At 67.0% G+C, this 20,174-nt stretch carries 18 protein-coding genes; 5 read left to right on the plus strand and 13 right to left on the minus strand.

What is annotated here, in order from left to right; genetic code table 11:
- Window positions 1-5: 5 nt before the first annotated feature.
- Genes AC5Y39_RS16190 through AC5Y39_RS16205 form a run of 4 tightly spaced genes read right to left on the minus strand, consistent with a single transcriptional unit; the run spans window position 6 to window position 3,779 of the window.
- Complete coding sequence (locus AC5Y39_RS16190) at window positions 6-1,031, minus strand: class I SAM-dependent methyltransferase (protein WP_500019589.1); 1,026 nt, start codon at window positions 1,029-1,031, stop codon at window positions 6-8.
- 47 nt (window positions 1,032-1,078) lie between these two features.
- The gene (locus AC5Y39_RS16195; protein ID WP_500019591.1) at window positions 1,079-1,702 is read right to left on the minus strand and encodes an MBL fold metallo-hydrolase; all 624 of its coding nucleotides are present in this window, start codon (window positions 1,700-1,702) and stop codon (window positions 1,079-1,081) included.
- Entirely contained in the window at window positions 1,699-2,784 is a 1,086-nt protein-coding gene (locus AC5Y39_RS16200) for an S-(hydroxymethyl)mycothiol dehydrogenase (protein ID WP_500019593.1), read from the minus strand. Before AC5Y39_RS16200 ends, AC5Y39_RS16195 begins: the two co-directional genes overlap by 4 nt.
- 26 nt (window positions 2,785-2,810) lie before the next feature.
- A complete protein-coding gene (locus tag AC5Y39_RS16205; RefSeq protein WP_500019595.1) occupies window positions 2,811-3,779 on the minus strand; it encodes an NAD-dependent epimerase/dehydratase family protein in 969 nt (322 codons plus the stop codon).
- A 187-nt stretch (window positions 3,780-3,966) separates the two neighbouring features.
- On the opposite strand from AC5Y39_RS16205, the gene AC5Y39_RS16210 reads away from it, so the two are divergent.
- From AC5Y39_RS16210 to AC5Y39_RS16220, 3 genes are all read left to right on the plus strand, one after another.
- Entirely contained in the window at window positions 3,967-4,281 is a 315-nt protein-coding gene (locus AC5Y39_RS16210; protein WP_500019813.1) for a homocysteine S-methyltransferase family protein, read from the plus strand.
- Between the two features lie 23 nt (window positions 4,282-4,304).
- A complete protein-coding gene (locus AC5Y39_RS16215; protein WP_500019597.1) occupies window positions 4,305-5,129 on the plus strand; it encodes a serine hydrolase domain-containing protein in 825 nt (274 codons plus the stop codon).
- Between the two features lie 118 nt (window positions 5,130-5,247).
- The gene (locus tag AC5Y39_RS16220; RefSeq protein WP_500019599.1) at window positions 5,248-5,760 is read left to right on the plus strand and encodes a DUF3145 domain-containing protein; all 513 of its coding nucleotides are present in this window, start codon (window positions 5,248-5,250) and stop codon (window positions 5,758-5,760) included.
- Between the two features lie 57 nt (window positions 5,761-5,817).
- Here AC5Y39_RS16220 and AC5Y39_RS16225 read toward each other — a convergent pair whose 3' ends face one another.
- Together AC5Y39_RS16225 and AC5Y39_RS16230 are read right to left on the minus strand one after the other, a co-directional pair.
- Window positions 5,818-6,738, minus strand: coding sequence for a diacylglycerol kinase (locus tag AC5Y39_RS16225; RefSeq protein WP_500019601.1), 921 nt, complete (start codon window positions 6,736-6,738; stop codon window positions 5,818-5,820).
- Window positions 6,735-8,318, minus strand: coding sequence for an FAD-binding oxidoreductase (locus tag AC5Y39_RS16230; protein WP_500019815.1), 1,584 nt, complete (start codon window positions 8,316-8,318; stop codon window positions 6,735-6,737). The genes AC5Y39_RS16225 and AC5Y39_RS16230 overlap by 4 nt, the downstream gene beginning before the upstream one ends.
- Window positions 8,319-8,365: 47 nt before the next feature.
- On the opposite strand from AC5Y39_RS16230, the gene AC5Y39_RS16235 reads away from it, so the two are divergent.
- Together AC5Y39_RS16235 and AC5Y39_RS16240 are read left to right on the plus strand one after the other, a co-directional pair.
- A complete protein-coding gene (locus tag AC5Y39_RS16235) occupies window positions 8,366-8,938 on the plus strand; it encodes a TetR/AcrR family transcriptional regulator (protein ID WP_500019604.1) in 573 nt (190 codons plus the stop codon).
- Window positions 8,938-10,458 carry a glycerol-3-phosphate dehydrogenase/oxidase gene (locus AC5Y39_RS16240; RefSeq protein WP_500019607.1) on the plus strand — a complete coding sequence of 507 codons (1,521 nt, stop codon included), beginning with the start codon at window positions 8,938-8,940 and terminating at the stop codon, window positions 10,456-10,458. Before AC5Y39_RS16235 ends, AC5Y39_RS16240 begins: the two co-directional genes overlap by 1 nt.
- A 12-nt stretch (window positions 10,459-10,470) precedes the next feature.
- Here AC5Y39_RS16240 and AC5Y39_RS16245 read toward each other — a convergent pair whose 3' ends face one another.
- The 7 genes from AC5Y39_RS16245 to aceE all read right to left on the minus strand — a co-directional run bounded on the left by AC5Y39_RS16245 (window position 10,471) and on the right by aceE (window position 20,060).
- A complete protein-coding gene (locus AC5Y39_RS16245) occupies window positions 10,471-11,892 on the minus strand; it encodes an acyl-CoA carboxylase subunit beta (RefSeq protein ID WP_500019609.1) in 1,422 nt (473 codons plus the stop codon).
- A 30-nt stretch (window positions 11,893-11,922) separates the two neighbouring features.
- A complete protein-coding gene (kasB, locus tag AC5Y39_RS16250; RefSeq protein WP_500019611.1) occupies window positions 11,923-13,176 on the minus strand; it encodes a 3-oxoacyl-ACP synthase KasB in 1,254 nt (417 codons plus the stop codon).
- A gap of 28 nt (window positions 13,177-13,204) precedes the next feature.
- Window positions 13,205-14,455 carry a 3-oxoacyl-ACP synthase KasA gene (gene kasA, locus AC5Y39_RS16255; protein ID WP_500019613.1) on the minus strand — a complete coding sequence of 417 codons (1,251 nt, stop codon included), beginning with the start codon at window positions 14,453-14,455 and terminating at the stop codon, window positions 13,205-13,207.
- Window positions 14,452-14,754 (minus strand): meromycolate extension acyl carrier protein AcpM, encoded by a 303-nt coding sequence (gene acpM / locus AC5Y39_RS16260; RefSeq protein ID WP_499912082.1) that lies wholly within the window; start codon window positions 14,752-14,754, stop codon window positions 14,452-14,454. The genes kasA and acpM overlap by 4 nt, the downstream gene beginning before the upstream one ends.
- A 76-nt stretch (window positions 14,755-14,830) precedes the next feature.
- Window positions 14,831-15,736: an ACP S-malonyltransferase gene (locus AC5Y39_RS16265; RefSeq protein WP_500019817.1), complete on the minus strand. Its 906-nt coding sequence runs from the start codon at window positions 15,734-15,736 to the stop codon at window positions 14,831-14,833.
- Window positions 15,737-15,892: 156 nt separating this feature from the next.
- Complete coding sequence (locus tag AC5Y39_RS16270) at window positions 15,893-17,173, minus strand: PucR family transcriptional regulator (RefSeq protein ID WP_500019615.1); 1,281 nt, start codon at window positions 17,171-17,173, stop codon at window positions 15,893-15,895.
- A 100-nt stretch (window positions 17,174-17,273) separates the two neighbouring features.
- Entirely contained in the window at window positions 17,274-20,060 is a 2,787-nt protein-coding gene (gene aceE / locus AC5Y39_RS16275) for a pyruvate dehydrogenase (acetyl-transferring), homodimeric type (protein WP_500019617.1), read from the minus strand.
- Window positions 20,061-20,174: the final 114 nt, after the last annotated feature.

The raw sequence follows: 20,174 nt of genomic DNA on the forward strand, positions 1-20,174 counted from the left end.
GCTGGTCAGCGGGGCCAGCTGCTCTTCAACAGCGACATCTTGGCCAGCGGAATCCGAACCCGCCTCGGATCGCTGGCGATGCGCTCGCGCAGACCGGCCTCCAGCCGCTCGGTGACTTGGCCGGCGCGCGAGCTGTCGTCGAGGGCGGTCAGCAATGTCGGAAACACCGAGGCCTTGACGAACGTCGTCCAGTTCGTCGCGAAAGAGCTTGCGCTGTGGTCTTTTTCGAACTTGGTCCAGTACTGGTCCTCGGCGTCGAACACGTCGAGGTGTTCGACGGTGAGCCCGGCGAAGCGGTTCTTCGGCGCGAACGGCGCGGTCAGCTCCGCCTCACTGCGGCCGACCGACGGGATGGCCATTTGCCGCACCTCGTCGCTGCTGACCACACCTTCGGCGGCCATGTCGGTCAGCTCAGCCTCGAGTGCTTCGAGCAGCGGCTGATAGCCGGCGTCGCCGTCGTCGGCCGCCATGGTGAGCACCACCACGCGCCCGCCGGGAACGAGCTCACGGCTTCGGGCGGTCAAAAAGGCGATCCAGTCGTCGGCGGCTTGTCGCGCGTAGGCCGTCCTAGCCTGCGCGTCGCGACTCAACTCGACGTGGATGTGGTCGGGAATCCCGGCCGGCACGCGACTGAGCCAGTGCACGGCCCACGAGCTCCAGCCCAGCGTCACCGTGCTGGTGGGCGCCACCTGCTCGTACACCGAACGGCCGATCGCCGATGCGAACGTCGCCGGGTCGTCACGCAGATAGGTCTGCGGATCGGAGGCCAGCGTCTCGAACAGTCCCGTGTAGTCGTTTTCGGCAAGGTCGGCGTGGAAGACGACGATCGCGCGGCCCGGCTCGGCGCGGGTGCGCAGGATCGAGATCGCCGCCCCGATCGGCAGCAACGAATTGTGTCCTGCGCTGGCGCCGTAGTCCGCGATCACGATCGTGTTCGGCGTTTGCGGCAGCTCGACGTCTCGGGCCGCCCGTTGCAGCAGTTCGACCGCGGGCAGCAATACCGGCTGTACCCGCGAGCTGCCTCGGAACATGCCGCCCGCCTCCAATGGCGCCGGGCGGACGAGGCGGCCGCCTGTCATCAGTGTCCCCGGGCCACCCATTCGTCGTAATGCACCAGCTCTCCACCGATCGTCGTGGTGTCGCCGTGCCCGGTGTAGACGACGGTGTCGCCGGGCAGCTTGCCCAGCTTCTCCGAGATCGACGCGAGGATCGTCGGGAAGTCGGAGTAGGAGCGGCCCGTCGCGCCCGGACCGCCCTGGAACAGCGTGTCGCCGCTGAACACCGCACTCAATTCGGGTGCGTGCAGGCACGTCGAGCCGGGAGAGTGGCCAGGAGTATGAATCGCTCGCAACTCGGTGCCGCCGACGGTCAGGACGGTGCCGTCCTCGAGCGAGCGAAAAGGCTTGTCCGGATGGGTCATTCGCCACAGCACCTCGTCGGCGGGATGCATGAGCACCGGCGCGTCGAGCGCTTCGCCGAGCGCAGGTGCGACGGTCACGTGGTCGTTGTGGCCGTGGGTGCACAGCACCGCCACCACGTTGCGGCCGCCGACCGCGTCGATGATCGGAGCCGCATCGTGGGCGGCGTCGATCACAACGACGTCGTCGCCGTCGCCGACGAGCCAGATGTTGTTGTCGACTTCCCAACTGTCGCCGTCGAGTTCGAAGGTGCCGTGGGTGACCACGCGGTCGATGTTGCTCACAGAATCACCACCGAGCGCAGCACCTCACCGTGGTGCATCTTCTCGAATGCCGCCTCGACGTCGTCGATGCCGATGCGTTCGGTGACGAACTTGTCCAGCGGTAGTCGGCCCTGCAGATAAAGGCTTGTGAGCGTTGGGAAGTCGCGCTCGGGCAGGCAGTCGCCGTACCACGACGACTTCAGCGACCCGCCCCGAGAGAAGAAGTCCAGCAGCGGCATGTCGATGCGCATGTCGGGTGTCGGCACGCCGACCAGCACCACGGTACCGGCGAGGTCACGTGCGTAGAACGCCTGTTTCCAGGTTTCCGGACGGCCCACCGCGTCGATCACCACGTCGGTGCCGAAGCCGTCGGTGAGCTCCTGAATGGCTTCGACGACGTCGGTGCTGCGCGCGTTGATGGTGTCGGTGGCGCCGAACTCCTTGGCCCACTGGAGCTTTCGATCATCGGTGTCCACGGCGATGATCTTGCGCGCACCGACCAGCCGGGCACCGGCGATCGCCGCGTCGCCAACGCCGCCGCAGCCGATCACCGCAACGGTGTCGTCGCGGTTGACATTGCCGGTGTTGATGGCTGCACCCAGCCCCGCCATTACGCCGCAGCCGAGCAGCCCCGCCACGGCAGGATCGGCGGCCGGGTCGACCTTGGTGCACTGACCCTCGTGCACCAGCGTCTTGTCGATGAACGCGCCGATGCCCAACGCCGGCGTCAGCTCCGTGCCGTCGGTGAGCGTCATCTTCTGTGCGGCGTTGTGGGTGGTGAAGCACAGGTGGGGGCGACCGCGCTTGCAGGCCCGGCACTGGCCGCACACGGCGCGCCAGTTCAGGATCACGAAGTCGCCGGGCGTGACGTGCGTGACTCCCTCGCCGACGGCCTCGACGGTGCCGGCGGCTTCATGGCCGAGCAGGAACGGGAATTCGTCGTTGATGCCGCCTTCACGGTAGGTCAGGTCGGTGTGGCACACCCCGCACGCCGCGACGTCGACGACCACCTCGCCGGGGCCGGGGTCGGGCACCACGACGTCGACGACTTCGACCGGTTCGCCCTTCTTCCGCGAAATCACGCCGCGCACTGTTTGAGTCATGGGCGACAACCTACTAAAGCTTGCGCTCAGAGCTTTCCGACGGTTTCGGCGATCGCCTCGTCCAGGCCGCCGGCGCCGTAGCCGAGAGCGCTTCTATACGGCGCCGGATCGAAATAGAAGCCGCGCGTCAGGGCCATGGCGAAGTCGGGTAGGTGCAGTCCGCCCTCGCGGCGTTGCAGCGTGTGCCACATGTGCAGCGGGAAGAGCCCGCTGCGGACGAGCGGATCCGGTATCGCGCGGGCTCGGCGCGGTCGGCCGAGCACCGTCGCGATGCGCTCCAGTAGTTGGCTCCAGGACAGGTTCTCGTCGCCGACGAGCGCGGGTCCGTGGAAGCGACGCTCGAGAGCTCCGACGATCGCGTCGGCAACATGCTTGATTGCGACCGCATTGGTGCCGCCGTTCGCGCTGAGCAACGGCAGGGGCGAGCGAGCGTATTTGACCAGTGGCCCCCATAGTGGCTCGCGGCCGGGAATCGTCCCGAACAAGTAGGGAATTTCGAGCGCCGTCAACGCCATATCGTCACCCGCGGCCGCGAACGCGGCTTCCTCTTGCTCGCGGCGCACCCGGATGTAGGGGTGGTGCCGAGCCAGTTCCAGATCCGGCCAGATTCTGTCGAAATACGCGAAGTAGGAACTGCACACCAACGCTCGGTCAGCACCGCCCTCTTTGGCCAGCCGCACGACTCGCACCGTCGGCTCCACGTTGGCTTGGCGGAAGAATTCGTACGCCGGCCGCGGCGGCACCACGCGGTCGTCCTTGCCGAGTGCGAACACGACCGCGTCGCAGCCGGCGAACGCCGGACGCAGTTCCTCATCGCTGCAGGCGTCGAGGTCAGCCAACTTGACCTCGACACCATCGGGCAGCAGCCCCTCGGCTGGCATGTCGAGGGCAAGCACCGAGACCGTGTGGCCGCGTTCGCAGAGTCGGCGTACGGCGTGGTAGCCGATGAGGCCCGTACCGCCCAGAACAAGCACACGCAGTCCGCTGTCGGACATTCGGATCGGCCTCCTCGTATGCAGCCTTTGGCGGCAAGCGCTGACGTAGGTTTCACACCGTGAGCGCAGTCGAAACCACAGAAGAGTTCGCCGCACGCACGATGGGTGCGATCGACAGTGCGAGTCTGGCCCTTCTGCTATCCATCGGCTGCTCTCGGGCCCGACCCTGAAGGAAGCGATCGAGACGATCGACGCGCAGACCGGCGATGACCGGCCCGCCTTCTACGGCATCAACTGTTCTCATCCGCTCGAATTCCTGCCCGCGATCGAGCCAGGTGACTGGTTCACCCGCGTGCGGTGCCTGCGGCCGAACGCCGCGCTGATGGACAAGATCTCGTTGTGCACCCTCGGCCACCTCGAAGCCGGCGATCCGGTGGCACTCGGTGAGCTCATGGGTCAGGTGGCCCGGCAGCATCAGCACGTCGACATCTGGGGCGGGTGCTGCGGCACTTGGGACACCCACCTCGACCAGATCACGCGCAACGTGCAGGCGGTTCGGTAGCCGGTGCCGTTAGGCTTCCACCGATGTCTGCTCTCGACGCGATCGGCGACTGGCCCGTCGACCACGCCGCAGCGGCCGTCGTCGATCCGTCCGGCGTGCTGGCCGAATTCGGTGATCAGAACCGGGAATTCGCACTGGCATCGGTGACCAAGCCGTTGGTGGCGCGCGCCGTGCACATCGCGGTCGAGGAAGGCGTGCTCGACCTCGACACGGCCGCCGGACCGCCCGGGTCGACGGTCCGTCATCTGCTGGCGCACGCGTCGGGGTTGTCGATGCGCTCTGACGAGCGGATCAACGAACCGGGCCAGCGCCGGGTCTATTCCAACTACGGCTTTCAGGTGCTCGCCGAAGCGGTGCAGGACAAGTCGGGAATCGAGTTCGGCCGCTACATGCACGACGCGGTGTTCGAGCCGTTGGCCATGGACCACAGCCGGCTCGACGGAGGCGCCGAGGCGGCCGGCTACGGCTGCACCTCGACCGTGGCCGACTTGGCGCGGTTCGCCGATGACCTGCTTCGCCCGGTGCTCGTGGCCGCCGAGACCCACGAGCAGGCGACCACCGTGCAGTTTCCCGGTCTCGACGGCGTCTTGCCCGGATTTGGTGTGCAGCGGCCCAACGACTGGGGCCTGGGTTTCGAGATCAGGGACGACAAGTCGCCACACTGGACCGGCTCGTCGAACTCGCCGCGCACCTACGGCCACTTCGGTCAGACCGGCACGTTCATATGGGTCGATCCGGCGGCTGACCTGGCGCTGGTGGTACTCACCGACCGTGGCTTCGACGACTGGGCGCGGTCACGCTGGCCGGAGCTGTCCGACGCGGTGCTGGCGGAGTTTGGTAACGGCTAGCGCGGCACACTAGCGCAACAGGCGTCACACAAGGCACAATAGGCACGCACGACTCAAGCTCATCGGTTACGCCAGGTCGTTGGGGAAGACGTCCCTCGTGGAGCCGAAGGAGCTGAGCATGCGTGCGTCGAACCAGTTCGCCGACGCGACGACGGGCGTGGTGTACATCCACGCCTCACCCGCGGCGGTGTGCCCGCATGTCGAGTGGGCGTTGTCGTCGACCCTGGAATCCCGCGCCAACCTGAAGTGGACGCCTCAGCCGGCGATGCCGGGGCAGCTTCGCGCGGTGACGAATTGGGTGGGGCCGGTGGGCACCGGCGCTCGGCTGGCGCACGCGCTGCGCGCGTGGCCGGTGCTGCGGTTCGAGGTCACCGAAGATCCCAGCCCCGGCGTGGACGGTCAGCGGTTCAGCCACACGCCGCAGCTGGGCATGTGGAGCGGGGCGATGAGCGCCAACGGCGACATCATCGTCGGCGAGATGCGGCTGCGGGCACTCATGGCCGCCGGCGCCGACACACTGCTGGCCGAGCTCGACTCTGTGCTGGGCACCGCGTGGGACGAGGCGCTCGAGCCCTACCGCGACGGCGGCCACGGCGCCGAAGTGAGTTGGCTCAATCGCGGCGTGGGGTAGGCCGGTTCGCCGAGCGTGAGCGCACTGCGAAACTCGCGACTGTTTTTCGCAACCAGCTCACGTTCGTTCGGGTTGCGGCACACAGATTCTCAGTGCGTCGCTGACCGCTGACACTTCTACCGGAAGCGGCATCGCGAAGTCGCCGTCGGCGTAGGCGTTGATGCCCGGGCACTCGACGGTGACCGTCGAGGCCCGATCGGTGGTCACGTCGTCGAGGAGGATGTGCGTGCCCTTGAAGACCGTCGGGAACAGCCGAACAAGCTTTGTGCGCGACGCCGTATGCACCATTGTGATGTCCAGCAGGCCGTCGGCGGGATCGGCGTTGGGACACATCCGCATTCCGCCGCCGTAGCTTTTCGTGTTGCCGAACGCGGCGAGCGTCAGGTCCGCGACGATCTCTCGCTCGCCGTCGAGCACGAGCCGAAACGGCAACAGCCGCAGCTTCGAAAGCTCCGCGACCATCGCGAGGTTGTAGCGCATTCGGCCGTGCGGCCAGCGCATTCGGTTGGTCCGGTCGCTCACCAGCGAATCGAACCCGGCGGCCATCACGGTGCCGAACCATTTCTCAGTACCGTCGCGGCCACGGATCAACCCGAGGTCGACGGTGTCCACCCACCCGTCGGCCACCACATCTGCGGCAGCTTCGGGATTCTTTGTGGGAAGGCGGTATTCGCGGGCGTGGTCGTTGCCCGTTCCGGCCGGGATGATGCCCAGCGGAATGTCGCTGCGTGCCAAAGCCTGCAGCGCCAGCGAGATCACGCCGTCGCCGCCGACGATCACCAGCGCGTCGGTCCCAGCCGTCAAGGCTTCGTCGATGAGCCGACGGGCGTGTGCGGCATCCCGCCCCACGATCCCGACCACGTCGACACCGCGCTTCTGCAGGTGCGCCACCGCCCGTTCGGCCGCGTGCGGCGCATTACCGTGTCCGGACGCGGGATTGGTCAGCAGCGTGACCCGGCTGATCTCGCGCTGCGTCATGGCGGCGGAATCAGCTTGCCCGGGTTGAGGATTCCGGCCGGATCAAGGGTTGCTTTGACGGCCCGCAACACCTCGACGCCGAGGTCGCCGATCTCGTCGCGCATCCACGGCCGATGGTCAGCCCCGACCGCGTGATGGTGCGTGATCGTCGCCCCGGCGGCCACCATCGCGTCGGTCGCGGCTGCCTTCGCCGTACGCCACTGTTCGATCGGATCGCCGCGCTGAGCGGCCACCACCGTGAAGTACAGCGACGCCCCGGTGGGGTAGACGTGCGAGATGTGACACAGCACAAGGGCCGGCGTCCCAGATGCTTCCAGTGATGACGTAAGGGCCTGTGTCACAGCATCTTTCACGTTTCCAATGTTCGACCATGTGGTGGCTGTTTCGAGCGTCTCGCACAGTGCGCCGGCCGCCAACAGCGAGTCACGAAGGTACGGTGCGCTGAATCGGCCGTGTTCCCAGGCCCGCGCGGGCGCTTCGCCCAAAGACGTCGCACCATGCTCCAACAGCACCGCGCGGGTTTCCGCGTGGCGGCTCTCGGCATGTGCGGCGGTGCCCTCGAAGACGGTGATGGCGAGGCAGCCGCCGGTGATCGTCTCTTCGCCGATGCTCTCGGTGGTGGCGAGATTGACGCCCGTCTCGGCTTCGTCCGACAGCCGGATGACGGTAGGGCCGGTGCCGATCTGCGTGACCGCGCGCAAAGCCTCTGCGCCGCTGGCGAAGTCGGGGAACGACCACCCTTCGAAGCGAGTGCACTCGGGTGCCCGATGCACCCGCACCCGTACCCGGGTGATCACACCGAACACGCCTTCCGAGCCGATCAGCAGATGCCGCAGATCCGGTCCCGCCGCCGACTCGGGTGCGCGCCCGAGGTCGAGCGTCCCGGCGGGCGTGACTGCGCGGACGCCGCGGACCATGTCGTTGAACCGGCCGTAGCCGGCCGAGTCCTGGCCCGACGAGCGGGTGGCTGCGAAGCCGCCGATCGTTGCGAACTCGAAGCTCTGCGGAAAATGGCCCAGCGAAAATCCGCGCTCACCGAGCAGGCGCTCGGCGTCGGGTCCGGTCAACCCAGCGCCCAGTACCGCCTCACCGGACACCTCGTCGAGCGAGTGCAGCGCGTCGAGCCGACGCAGATCGAACGCGATCACCGCACCGAATCCGTTCCGCAGCGGATCGAGCCCGCCGACCACACTGGTGCCGCCACCGAACGGGACCACGGCGATGCGCTGCTCCGAACAGTGTCGCAGGATCGCGGCGATCTGGTCCTCGTCGCCCGGCAGCACCACCGCGTCCGGAGCATCCTGTTCGATCTGCTTGCGCCGCAACAGATCCAGTGTCGACTTCCCTCCCGCGTGCAACAGCCGTGCACGGTTGTCGACGAGGACGAACTCCGGTCCGACGATCGCAGTCAATGCGTGGCGGTCGGCGGGGGTCAATGCAGACGACCGCAGCCGCACCTCGTCGATATCGGGGCCGGCGATCTGCGCGTCACCTACCCCGAGTGCCTGCTTGAGCAGAGAGCGGATGCCGTCGGATAGCGGCTTGGCCGCGGCCGGGTCACCCCAGGCGTTCCACGTCATCGGCGGCAGCAGGCCTGGATTCGTCGGCATGCGTTACAGTATTACGGATGCTGTCAACCAGTAACGGCCAGGACATCGGGGAGCGCATCCTCGAGGCCGCCGCCAGCTGCGTCAGCGCCTACGGCATCGACCGCGTCACGCTGGCCGAGATCGCCCGCCGCGCCGGCGTCAGCCGACCGACCGTGTACCGGCGCTGGAGCGACACCCGGCAGATCCTCGCCGCACTGCTGACCTCGCGCGTTGTCGGAGTGTGGCGCGACGTGCCTTCGCACGGGCACGGCAGAGAAGCGCTGGTGCGGCGGATCGTCGCGGTGGCCGACCGATTGCGCCGCGACGAGCTGATCATGTCGGTGTTGCACAGCGACCCGGCATTGGCGATGGTCTACATCACCGAACGACTTGGCACCAGTCAGCAGGTGCTGATCGACGCGGCCGCGGCGGAAATCGAAGCGGCACAACGTGACGGCAGCGTCCGTGCGGGCGATCCGCGAAAGCTCGCGGCGATGGTCTTGTTGATCACCCAGTCGACGATCCAGTCGGCGCAGATCGTCGCGCCGATTCTCGACGAGCGGGAGCTGGCGCGCGAATTGACCCACTCATTGAACGGATACCTGTCCTGATGGCCCATCCCGCCGCACTCAATGCGGCTCGCCGTGGCGCCGATCTCGCTGCGTTGGCCGACGGCGCACCCGTCGACGTTGTCGCGATCGGTGGCGGCATCACCGGAACCGGCGTGGCATTGGACGCGGCCGCGCGCGGTCTGCGCACGGTGCTCGTTGAAAAGCACGACCTGGCGTTCGGCACCAGCCGGTGGAGTAGCAAGCTCGTCCATGGCGGCCTTCGGTACCTGGCGAGCGGCAACATCGGGATCGCCCGGCGCAGCGCCGCCGAGCGCGGAATTCTGATGACGCGCAACGCTCCTCATCTCGTCCGTGCGATGCCGCAGCTGGTGCCACTGCTGCCGTCGATGAGCCGCGCCAACCGCGCGTTGGTGCGTACCGGTTTCCTCGCGGGTGATGCGTTGCGCCGGCTGGCGGGTACCCCGGCGTCGATGCTGCCGCGGTCCCGTCGGGTCGACGCCCGCCGCGCCGTGGAGCTGGTGCCGGCGGTACGACGTGACGGCCTCGACGGTGGACTGCTGGCATACGACGGGCAACTCGTCGACGACGCGCGGCTGGTGGTGGCCGTCGCCCGCACCGCCGCACAACACGGCGCGCGCATCCTCACCTACGTCGCCGCGTCAGACGTCAGCGGGGATTGCGTGCGGCTCACCGACCAACGGACAGGGGAGTCGTTCGTCGTGACCGCACGCGCGGTGATCAACGCGACCGGCGTGTGGGCCGGCGACGTCGACATGTCGATCAAGTTGCGGCCCAGCCGCGGAACCCATTTGGTATTCGACGCCGCGGCCTTCGGCAATCCCGTTGCGGCACTGACGATCCCGATACCCGGCGAGATCAACCGCTTCGTGTTCGCGATGCCCGAGCAGCTGGGCCGCGTCTATCTCGGGCTGACCGACGAGGACGCGCCGGGGCCGATTCCCGACGTGCCACAGCCCAGTTCCGATGAAATCGCTTTCCTGCTCGACACCGTCAACACCGCGCTGCGAGTCGGTCTGAACCGTGACGACGTGATCGGTGCGTACGCCGGACTGCGGCCGCTGGTCGACGCCGGACAAGGCCGCACCGCCGACATCTCCCGCGACCACGCGATCATCGAGTCCGATTCAGGAGCGTTCAGCATCATCGGCGGCAAGCTCACGGAGTACCGGCACATGGCCGAAGACGTTCTTGACCGTGCGGTACAAGCGCGTGGGTTGGCCGCCGGGCCGTGCCGGACGCGCAATCTGCCGCTCGTCGGCGCAGTCGGTGCGGTGACTGCCGGTGTGCCGGCGTCACTTGTTGCGCGCTTCGGCGCGGAAGCACCGGACGTCATCGCAGCGGCCACGTGCGAGCGGCCGCAAGATCCTATCGCCGATGGAATCGACGTCACACGAGCCGAATTCGAGTACGCGGTCACCCACGAGGGGGCGATGACCGTCGACGACATCCTCGACCGGCGCACGCGAATCGGGCTGGTGCAGTCCGACCGCGACCGCGTGATGGACGTGGTGCGCGAATTCCTGGCCGAAGCCGACTGACTCCGCGACGACCTACAGCGGGATGTTCTTGTGGCGGCCTCGCCGCGGCGGGTCTTCAGCCAAGGCCTGCGTCAGCGCGCTGCGCGTGTGCGCCGGGTCGATCTTCGCATCCACCACGCCGATCTCGATCGCGGAATCCACTCCGCCCGCAATCTTTTCGTGCTCGGCGGCCAGCTGCTCATGCAGCGCCTCGCGTTCGTGCTCGGGTGCGGCGGCCAGCCTCTTCTTGTGCAGAATGCCGACGGCAGCCTTTGCGCCCATGACCGCGACTTCGGAGTCGGGCCACGCGAACACCTTGGTGGCGCCCAGCGAGCGCGAATTCATCGCAATGTAGGCCCCGCCGTAGATCTTCCGGGTCACCAGCGTGACCCGCGGAACCGTGCATTCACCGAACGCGTGCAACAGCTTTGCGCCGCGGCGCACCACACCGCCCCACTCCTGGTCGACACCCGGCAGATAACCCGGCACGTCGACGATGCAGATCAGTGGGATACCGAACGCATCGCACAGCCGCACGAAACGTGCTGCCTTCTCGGCGCTTTCGGAGTTCAGGCAGCCGCCGAGACGCAACGGATTGTTGGCCAGCACACCGACGGTCCGGCCCGACAGCCGGCCCAAGCCGATCACCATCGACGGCGCCCACTTGGCCTGGAACTCCTCGAAGGGTGCGTCGTCGTCGAGCAGGGCCAGCACGATCGGGTGCACGTCGTAGGCGCGTCGCGGCGAATCGGGCAGCAGCGCGTGCAGGTCGGTGTCGCCGGCCTCGGCTTTGGAGCGGTCGAAATGCCCCTGCTGGCAGAACAATCCGACCAGCCGGCGCCCACGCTCGTACGCATCGAGCTCGTCGTCGGCCACGATGTGGCACACACCGGACTTCTTGTGGTGCGTGTCGGGACCGCCCAGCGACGCCATGTCGACGTCCTCACCAGTGACGCTGCGCACCACGTCGGGCCCGGTGACGAACACCCGGCTCTCCGGCGCCATCACGATCACGTCGGTCAGCGCAGGGCCGTACGCGGCGCCGCCGGCTGCGAAGCCTACGACCACCGAGATCTGCGGGATGTAACCCGACGCCCGGATCATCGCCTCGAACACCAAACCGACGGCGTGCAAAGCTTTTACACCTTCTGCCAGCCGCGCGCCGCCGGAGTGCCAGATGCCGACGATCGGGCTCTGCTCCTCGATCGCGAGGTCGTAGGCGTCGACGATGTGGCGGCAGCCTTCGACGCCCATCGCGCCGCCCATCACGGTGCCGTCGGTGCAGAACGCAATGGTGCGGACACCGTTGACGGTGCCGGCCGCGGCGAGCACGCCGGAGCGATCCCGCTCGTGCAGCAGCTCGAGGCTCTGGTCGTCGAAGAACGTGGAGAGCCGCAGCAGCGGGTCCCGCGGATCGAGCGATTCGCCGACAGCCTTAGGGGCCATGGTCGTCATCGGTGTCTCCTAGCTGGTTTGAAAAAACCGTCAGTACTTCCCGAAGGCGAGAGCCACGTTGTGCCCGCCGAATCCGAAAGAGTTGTTGATCGCGTACTTGAAATCGCCGACCCGAGGCTCACCGTGGACCACGTCCAGGTCGATTTCGGGATCCTGGTTCTTCAGGTTCAGCGTTGGCGGGATCACGCCGTCGCGCAACGCGAGCACGGTCAGGATCGACTCGACCGCACCGACCGCACCCACCGAATGGCCGAGCGCTGACTTCGGTGCGTATACCGCGGCGTCGTGGCTGCCCAGCGCATTGCGGATGGCCTTGGACTCCGCAAGGTCGCCGACGGACGTGCCGGTGGCGTGGGCGTTGACGTGGTCGATGTCGGTGGGCTGCAGACCCGCGAGCTGGATCGCCCGTGTCATCGCATATCCCGCCTGCTCACCGTTCGGGTCCGGCGCCACGATGTGGTAGCCGTCCGAGGTGATCGCCGCACCCATGATCCGCCCGAGGATGGTGGCGCCGCGGGCTTTCGCGTGCTCCTCGGTCTCGATGACGATCAGCGCACCGGCCTCGCCGAAGACGAACCCGTTACGGTCCTTGTCGAAGGGTCGGCACGCCCCGGCGGGGTCATCGTTGGTGGTGGACAACACGATTCGCATCTGGGCGAAGCCAGCGATTGGCACCGCCTCGATTCTCGTCTCGACCCCGCCGCAGATTGCGACGTCGGCTTCGCCGAGCACGATGTTGCGCCACGCATGAGCAATGCCCTCAGACCCGGAGGCGCAGGCCGACACCGGGGTGATGACCCCGGCGCGGGCCTTGCGCTCCAGCCCCACCGCAGCGGCCGCGGCGTTGGGCATGTATTTCTGCACGGCTAGCGGCGAGACCGCTCGCATTCCCTTCGCGCGCATGTCGTCGTAGCCGAAGACCAGCTCCTCGGTGGAGCCCATCCCGGTGCCGATCGACACCATCAGCCGCCGCGGGTCCACTTCGGGCGATCCGGCGTTGTCCCACACCCGCCGGCTCAGCACCGTGGACATCTTCTGTAGATACGAGAGCCGACGCAGTTCGACCTTCGTCAGTTCTTGGTCGAAATCCTCCAGAAGATGCCCGCCGATGCGCACCGGCAGGTCGTACTCCTCGACGAACGGATCCTCGAGCTTGCGAATACCGCTTTGCCCGTCCAGCAACTTCTTCCAGGTGTCCTCGGCGTCGGTCGCCAACGCGGTCGTCATCGCGATACCGGTGACGACCACGTTGGGCAACCCGTCGCCCGTAGACAGCAGTGCCATCGCTTCTCCGAGAATCCTTCCGCCGCTGTCAGTACTTCCCGAACGCGAGCGCGACGTTGTGGCCACCGAACCCGAACGAGTTGTTGATGGCGTACTGGTAGTCGCCGTAACGGGGTTCACCCGCAACGACATCCAGGTCGATCTCGGGATCGGGGGTTTCGTAATTCAGCGTCGGCGGGATGACTCCGTCACGCAGCGTCAGGACCGTCAGCACGGACTCCAGCGCCCCGACCGCGCCGATGGAGTGGCCGAGTGCCGACTTCGGCGCGTACACCGGCGCGTGCTGGCATCCCGCAACCCGAATCGCGTTGGCCTCGGCGACGTCACCGATCGAGGTGGCTGTGGCGTGAGCGTTGATGTGGTCGATGTCCTTGGGGGACAAGCCCGCAAGCTCCATCGCCCGCTTCATCGCCTTGCCGGCGCGTTCGCCGTCCGGCGCGGGCGCCACCATGTGGTAGGCGTCCGACGTGATGCCGGCACCCATCAGCCGGGCCAGCGGCTTGGCGCCACGGGCCTTCGCGTGCTCCTCGGTCTCGATGACCATCAGTGCACCGGCCTCACCGAACACGAACCCATCGCGGTTCTTGTCGAACGGCCGCGACGCGCCTTCCGGGTCGTCGTTGCGGGTCGACATCGCGCGCATCATCGAGAACGCCGCGATCGGCAGCGCCTCGATGCCGCCCTCGACACCGCCGCAGACGGCGATGTCCGCGTCGCCCATCACGATCTGCCGCCACGCATGTGCGATGGCCTCAGAGCCCGACGAGCACGCCGACACCGGGGTTATGACGCCCGCGCGGGCGCCGAGCTGCAACCCGACCACCGCGGCCGCGCCGTTCGGCATGATCATCTGGACAGCCAGCGGCGAGACCTTGCGGGGACCGCCCTCGTTCATCAGGTCATAGGTCTCGACGATCTTCTCGCCGCCGCCGAGACCGGTGCCGATGACGACCGCGAACCGATCCGGGTCGACTTCCGGGGTGCCTGCGGTCTCCCAAATCCTGCCGCCGAGCAGCTTGGCCATCCGCTGGACGTAGGACATACGCCGCAGGTCAAGCCGGCCCATGTGGTCGTCAACCGGGTCCTTGAGGTGGCCGCCGATGCGGACGGGCAGATCCCACTTGGTGACGAACTCGTCCTCGAGCACGTGGATGCCGCTCTCACCGGCCAACAAACTCTTCCACGTGCTTTCGACGTCGGCCGCGATCGATGTGGTCGCCTCGACGGCGGTTACCACAACGCTGGGGTAACCGCCGTTAGCAGTGGAAGGTTTTGTCATGCGCGCTCCGCTTCGATCTTCGCGCGGATCGCCTCGGCAGCCTCGGGGTTCTCTTCCTCGAGCTTCTGGATGTAGGTGACCACGTCACCGACGGTGCGCAGGCCGGCGAGGTCCTCGTCGGGGATCTTCACGCCGTACTTGTCCTCGGTCTGCACGGCGATCTCCACCATTGACAGCGAGTCGATGTCCAGGTCGTCGACGAACGACTTCTCCGGGGTGACTTCCGACGGCTCGATGCCGGTGACCTCTTCGATGATCTCGGCGAGACCGGCGATGATTTCTTCCTGAGTAGCAGGCACTATGGCTCCTTCTATCGATGGTGCAACTGGTAGAGGTGATACGTCCGTTATGCGGTTGTACTGGCGAGGAGCCGGCTTATAACGCCGCTAACCCGTCCAGGTCTGCGGGTGATTTGACGGCATGCGTGCCGATCCCCCGAAGTTCGCGTTTTGCGATACCCGTGAGCGCCCCGGCGGGCGGGAACTCCACGATCGCGGTGATGTTGCGCTGACGCAGCGTTTCGGTGCAAAGGTCCCAGCGCACGGGCCGAGTCAACTGCGCGACCAACTTGGTCATCGCGTCCTGTGCCGAGGCTACCGGCTGACCGTCGGCGTTGGAGAGCACGACGGCGGTGGGCTCGGCGGTTTGCACGGTTGCGGCGGCCGCGGCATATGCCTGCTGAGCCGGTGCCATGAAGTGCGTGTGGAAGGCGCCGGCCGTGGCCAGCGCACGGACCCGGGCCTTCTCCGGCGGGTTCTCGGCCAGCTTGGCCAGCGCGTCGAGGCGGCCCGCGGCGACGATCTGCCCCGCGGCGTTGCGGTTGGCCGGGACCAGTTCGAGGTCCTCAAGCCGGGCCAGCACGTCAGCCTCGGCTCCGCCAAGGACCGCCGACATTCCGGTCGGCTCCACCGCGCACGCCTTGGCCATCTCGCGGCCGCGGGTCGCGGCCAGCGCGACGGCGTCGTCGGCGGAGATGATGCCGCCGATCGCATAGGCGGCGATCTCGCCCACAGAGTGCCCGGCCAGGATCACCTCGTCGTCGGCCAGCAGGCCGCGCTGGGTCAGTTCGCGATGGGCCAGCAGCGTCGCCGCGACGACGAGCGGCTGGGTGACCGCGGTGTCGGTGATCTCTTCGGCCGACGCGATGGTGCCAAGGCGGACCAGGTCCAGGCCGCTGATATCAGACCATGACGCCAGGGTCTCCGCGGCGCCGGGCAGCTCCAGCCACGACGAGAGCATCCCGGGGGTTTGCGAACCCTGGCCCGGACACAGCAGCGCGATCGTTCGGTGAGCCGACGGATTTTGAGGCACGGATTAAGAGAACACTGTGAAAGTGGTTTTACGCGGTGTAAGAGATTATGAACCTCGTCTTAGGTTTTTGTGGAGCCTCCACAAATCCGCATGTGATGCGACTCCATTGCAATCAAAACGCAACCCTTAACCGGCCCGATGCACCCCGCGAGCCGGCGTGACATGCGCCACAGCGGGGTGATACACCGTGCCGCGGTTCGTGGCCTGCGACGCCAGCCGGCCGACGGTCGCGGCGACCCGCAGCACGTAGGCGTCGCGCGGGGTGGTGGGGTCACGCCCGGTGAAGTCGGTGATGCGCTTGAGCCGATATCGCACCGTGTTCGGATGAACGAACAGTTTCCGCGCGCAGGCCTCGATGGCGCCGCCGGAGTCCAGGTACGCGTCCAACGTCTCCGTCAGGGCGGGGCCGGCGTCGGCCAGCGGCCGCATCACCTCCGCGTCGAGCACGGCGATTGCGGACGCGTCGCCCAGCAGCGCCCGCTCCGGCAGCAGCTCGCGGGCCAGCACCGGCCGAGGCGCACCGCTCCAGCCGGCCACGGCGTTCATGCCGGCGATCGCCTCGGTGGCGCTGGTGTGTGCGGCGGTGAAGGTCGGTGCCGTCGGTCCGATCACCACCGGTCCGTCGGCGAAGACGTCGACGAGCTCGCGCAGAAATTTGTCCGTCGCGCTCAGCGGTCCCGAGATGATCGCGATCAGCCAGGTGCCATGCACATCCGACAGCGCGGCGCGGCCATGGCGTGAGGCGATCTCGCGAACGTCGTCACTGGCAAGGTCGATGCGGTCGGCTCTCGGCAGACCGACCACGACCGTGGCCGGCGCCGTGGTGTCCCAGTTCAATGCCGCCGCCCGGGATTGCAGCTCGGGGCCGGTGTCGCCGCGCACGACGGCGTCGACGAGGTTGGCCTCCATCCGGCTGTCCCAGGCGCCGCGGGCCTCGGCTGCGTCGGCGTACGCGGATGCCGCGGTGAAGGCCAGGTCGCGGCTGTACCGCAGAATTCCGGTCGTCAGCGCGGTCGCCTGCTCCTCGGAGCGGGCCAGCATCGGCACCACTTCTTCGAAGAACTCCATGGTGACCCGGACCATGTCGACGGTTTGCCGCAAGGCGATCCGCCTGGTCAGGTCCTGCGGCACCACCTCGAACGCCTGTACGGTGTAGCTGACGTTGCTCTTGGGGTTACTCATCCACTCGACGAAGTTCACGACCGCGGTCTGCACCACCAGGTGCACGCTGGCCCGTTGTGAGGCCTCGAGTTCGGCGAAGAACGGCAGCCGCTCCTGCATGGCTGCGACCGCCTCGGTGGCGAACCGCCCGGAGTACTGCTTGAGCTTGCGGAGCAGCGATTCCGGGACGTTGTCGAGCAGCTCGAGCGTCGACTTCGGCGGTGCCGGCCGATCATTGTCGGGCATCCCTAAAAGTTACGCTTCTCTGCTGGAGAGAACTTCCAATGGGGCCGAAGCTCCGCTCGGATTTTTTACAGCGCCGCAGCGTTGAACTCGCTGCGACGGATCAAGCCACACCCGGGTCGGACGTCTGTTCCGGTGCCGCGAGCACGTCGTCGATGCGGTACCGGCGAGCAGCCTCGGCGGCGACGGACGCGTCGATCTCGCCGTCACGTGCCAGACCCGCGAGCACGCCCACCGCAATCGACTCGGCGTCGGTGTTGAAGAAACGCCGAGCGGCCGGGCGAGTGTCGGAGAACCCGAAGCCGTCGGTGCCCAACGTGATGTAAGTGCCCGGCACCCACGGCCGGATCTGTTCGCTGACGGCTCGCATCCAGTCGGACACCGCGACGACGGGCCCGCGGGCGTCGGCCAGTGCCTGGGTTACGTAGGGCACGCGCGGTGACTGGTCCGGGTGGCGCAGCCTCTCCTTTTCTATCTCGACGCCTTCACGGTTGAGTTCCCCCCAGCTGGTCACCGACCACACGTCGGCGGCGACGTCCCACTCGTCGGCGAGCAGTTTGGCTGCCCGCAGCGCCTCGGGCATCGCGACGCCCGAGGCCAGGATCTGCGCGGGATACTTATGCTCCGGCGCGGGTCGGTAGCGGTAGATCCCCCGAAGCAAGCCCTCGACGTCCAGGTCCTCAGGCTCGGGCGGCTGTACGTAAGGCTCGTTGTAGATAGTGATGTAGAAGAAGACGTTCTCCGGGTTTTCGCCGTACATCCGGGCGAGCCCGCTTTCGATGATGTGGGCGATCTCGAAGGCGAATGCCGGATCGTAGGACACCACAGCGGGATTGGTGGCCGCCAGCAGCAGCGAGTGACCGTCGTTGTGTTGCAACCCTTCACCCACCAGCGTGGTGCGGCCCGCCGTGGCGCCCAGCGCGAAGCCGCGGGTCATCTGGTCGCCGGCTGCCCAGAAGTTGTCACCAGTGCGCTGGAAGCCGAACATCGAATAGAAGATGTAGATCGGGATCATCGGCTCGTTGTGTGTCGCGTACGAGGTTCCCGCGGCGATGAACGACGCCGACGAACCGGCCTCGTTGATGCCCTCGTGCAGGATCTGGCCGGCCTCACTTTCCTTGTACGCCAACATCAGTTCGGCGTCGACGGAGGTGTAGAGCTGGCCGTTGCGGTTGTAGATCTTGAGCGACGGGAACCACGAATCCATGCCGAAGGTCCGTGCTTCGTCGGGAATGATGGGGACGATCCGCCAACCAATCTCCTTATCGCGCAACAGTTCTTTGAACACGCGGACCGTCGCCATGGTGGTGGCGACTTCTTGGTGGCCCGAACCCTTCTTGACCGACTTGTACGTGTCGCGCGGAGGGAGCGTCAGAGCCTTCGACTTGGTGCGCCGTTCGGGCACGAAGCCGCCCAATGCACGTCGACGATCCAGCAGGTAGCGGATCTCCGGCGCGTCGGGTCCTGGGTGGTAGTAGGGAGGAAGATACGGATTTTCCTCGAGTTCCTTGTCCGAGACCGGAATTCGTTGTGCATCGCGGAAGTACTTGAGGTCTTCCAGCGCCAGCTTTTTCATTTGGTGCGTGGCGTTGCGGCCCTGGAAATGCTTGCCCAGCGAGTAGCCCTTGATGGTCTTCGCGAGGATCACGGTGGGCTGGCCCTTGTGTTCCACTGCCGCGCGGTAGGCGGCATACACCTTGCGGTAGTCGTGGCCGCCGCGCTTGAGGCTCCAGATCTCGTCGTCGGACATGTTCTGCACCAGCGCCTTGGTGCGCGGGTCGCGGCCGAAGAAATGCTCACGGACGTAGGCCCCGTCGTTGGCCTTGTACGTTTGGTAGTCACCGTCGGGCGTGCTGTTCATCAGGTTCACCAGCGCGCCGTCGCGGTCGGCGTGCAGCAGCGCGTCCCATTCCCGGCCCCAGACCACCTTGATCACGTTCCAGCCCGCGCCGCGGAAGAACGACTCGAGCTCCTGGATGATCTTGCCGTTGCCGCGCACCGGGCCGTCGAGGCGCTGCAGGTTGCAGTTGACGACGAACGTGAGGTTATCCAGCGCCTCGAGTGCGGCCACATGCGCGGCGCCGCGGCTCTCCGGCTCGTCCATTTCGCCGTCGCCGAGGAACGCCCACACATGCTGGTCGGAGGTGTCCTTGATTCCGCGGTCGTGCAGGTAGTGGTTGAACCGGGCCTGGAAGATCGCGTTGAGCGGGCCCAGGCCCATCGAGACCGTCGGGAATTCCCAGAAGTCCGGCATCAACCGGGGATGCGGGTAAGACGGCAGCCCGCCGCCGGGATGGCTGTGTTCCTGGCGGAATCCGTCGAGCTGATCGGCCGTGAGCCGGCCCTCCAAGAATGCTCGCGCGTAGATGCCGGGGGAGGCGTGGCCTTGAATGAACACCTGGTCGCCGCCGCCGGGATGGCTCTTGCCGCGGAAGAAGTGGTTGAAGCCGACTTCGTAGAGGGCCGCCGACGACGCATACGTGGAAATGTGGCCGCCGACGCCGACTCCCGGTCGTTGTGCGCGGTGCACCATGATCGCCGCGTTCCACCGGATCCAGCGCCGGTAGCGCCGTTCCACCTCCTCGTCGCCGGGGAACCACGGCTCGAGTTCGGTGGGGATGGTGTTGACGTAGTCGGTGGACGTCAGGGCCGGGATCGCGACGCGTTGTTCGCCGGCGCGTTCCAGCAGGCGCAGCAACAGGTACCTGGCACGCGCGGGACCGGAGCGGGTCAAGACGTCGTCGAATGACTCCAGCCATTCACCGGTTTCTTCCGGGTCGATGTCGGGCAGGTATGCCGCGACGCCTTCCCGGATCACCCGTACTCGGTCGGAATCGCTTGAGCCGCTTGAGTTTTGGGCTAGGTCACGGCGCGCGAACTCGGTGGTCAACGCACTACTCCTCGTCAGGCGGTGCACGGATAACCTCTATCGTGCCCCTATCGTGCCCCACGTGCACCGGCCGCGGAATTTTCGGGTTGTCGCGGGCACCAGCCGGTAACCTCA

The sequence above is a fragment of the Mycobacterium sp. NGS39 genome, from assembly GCF_059812765.1.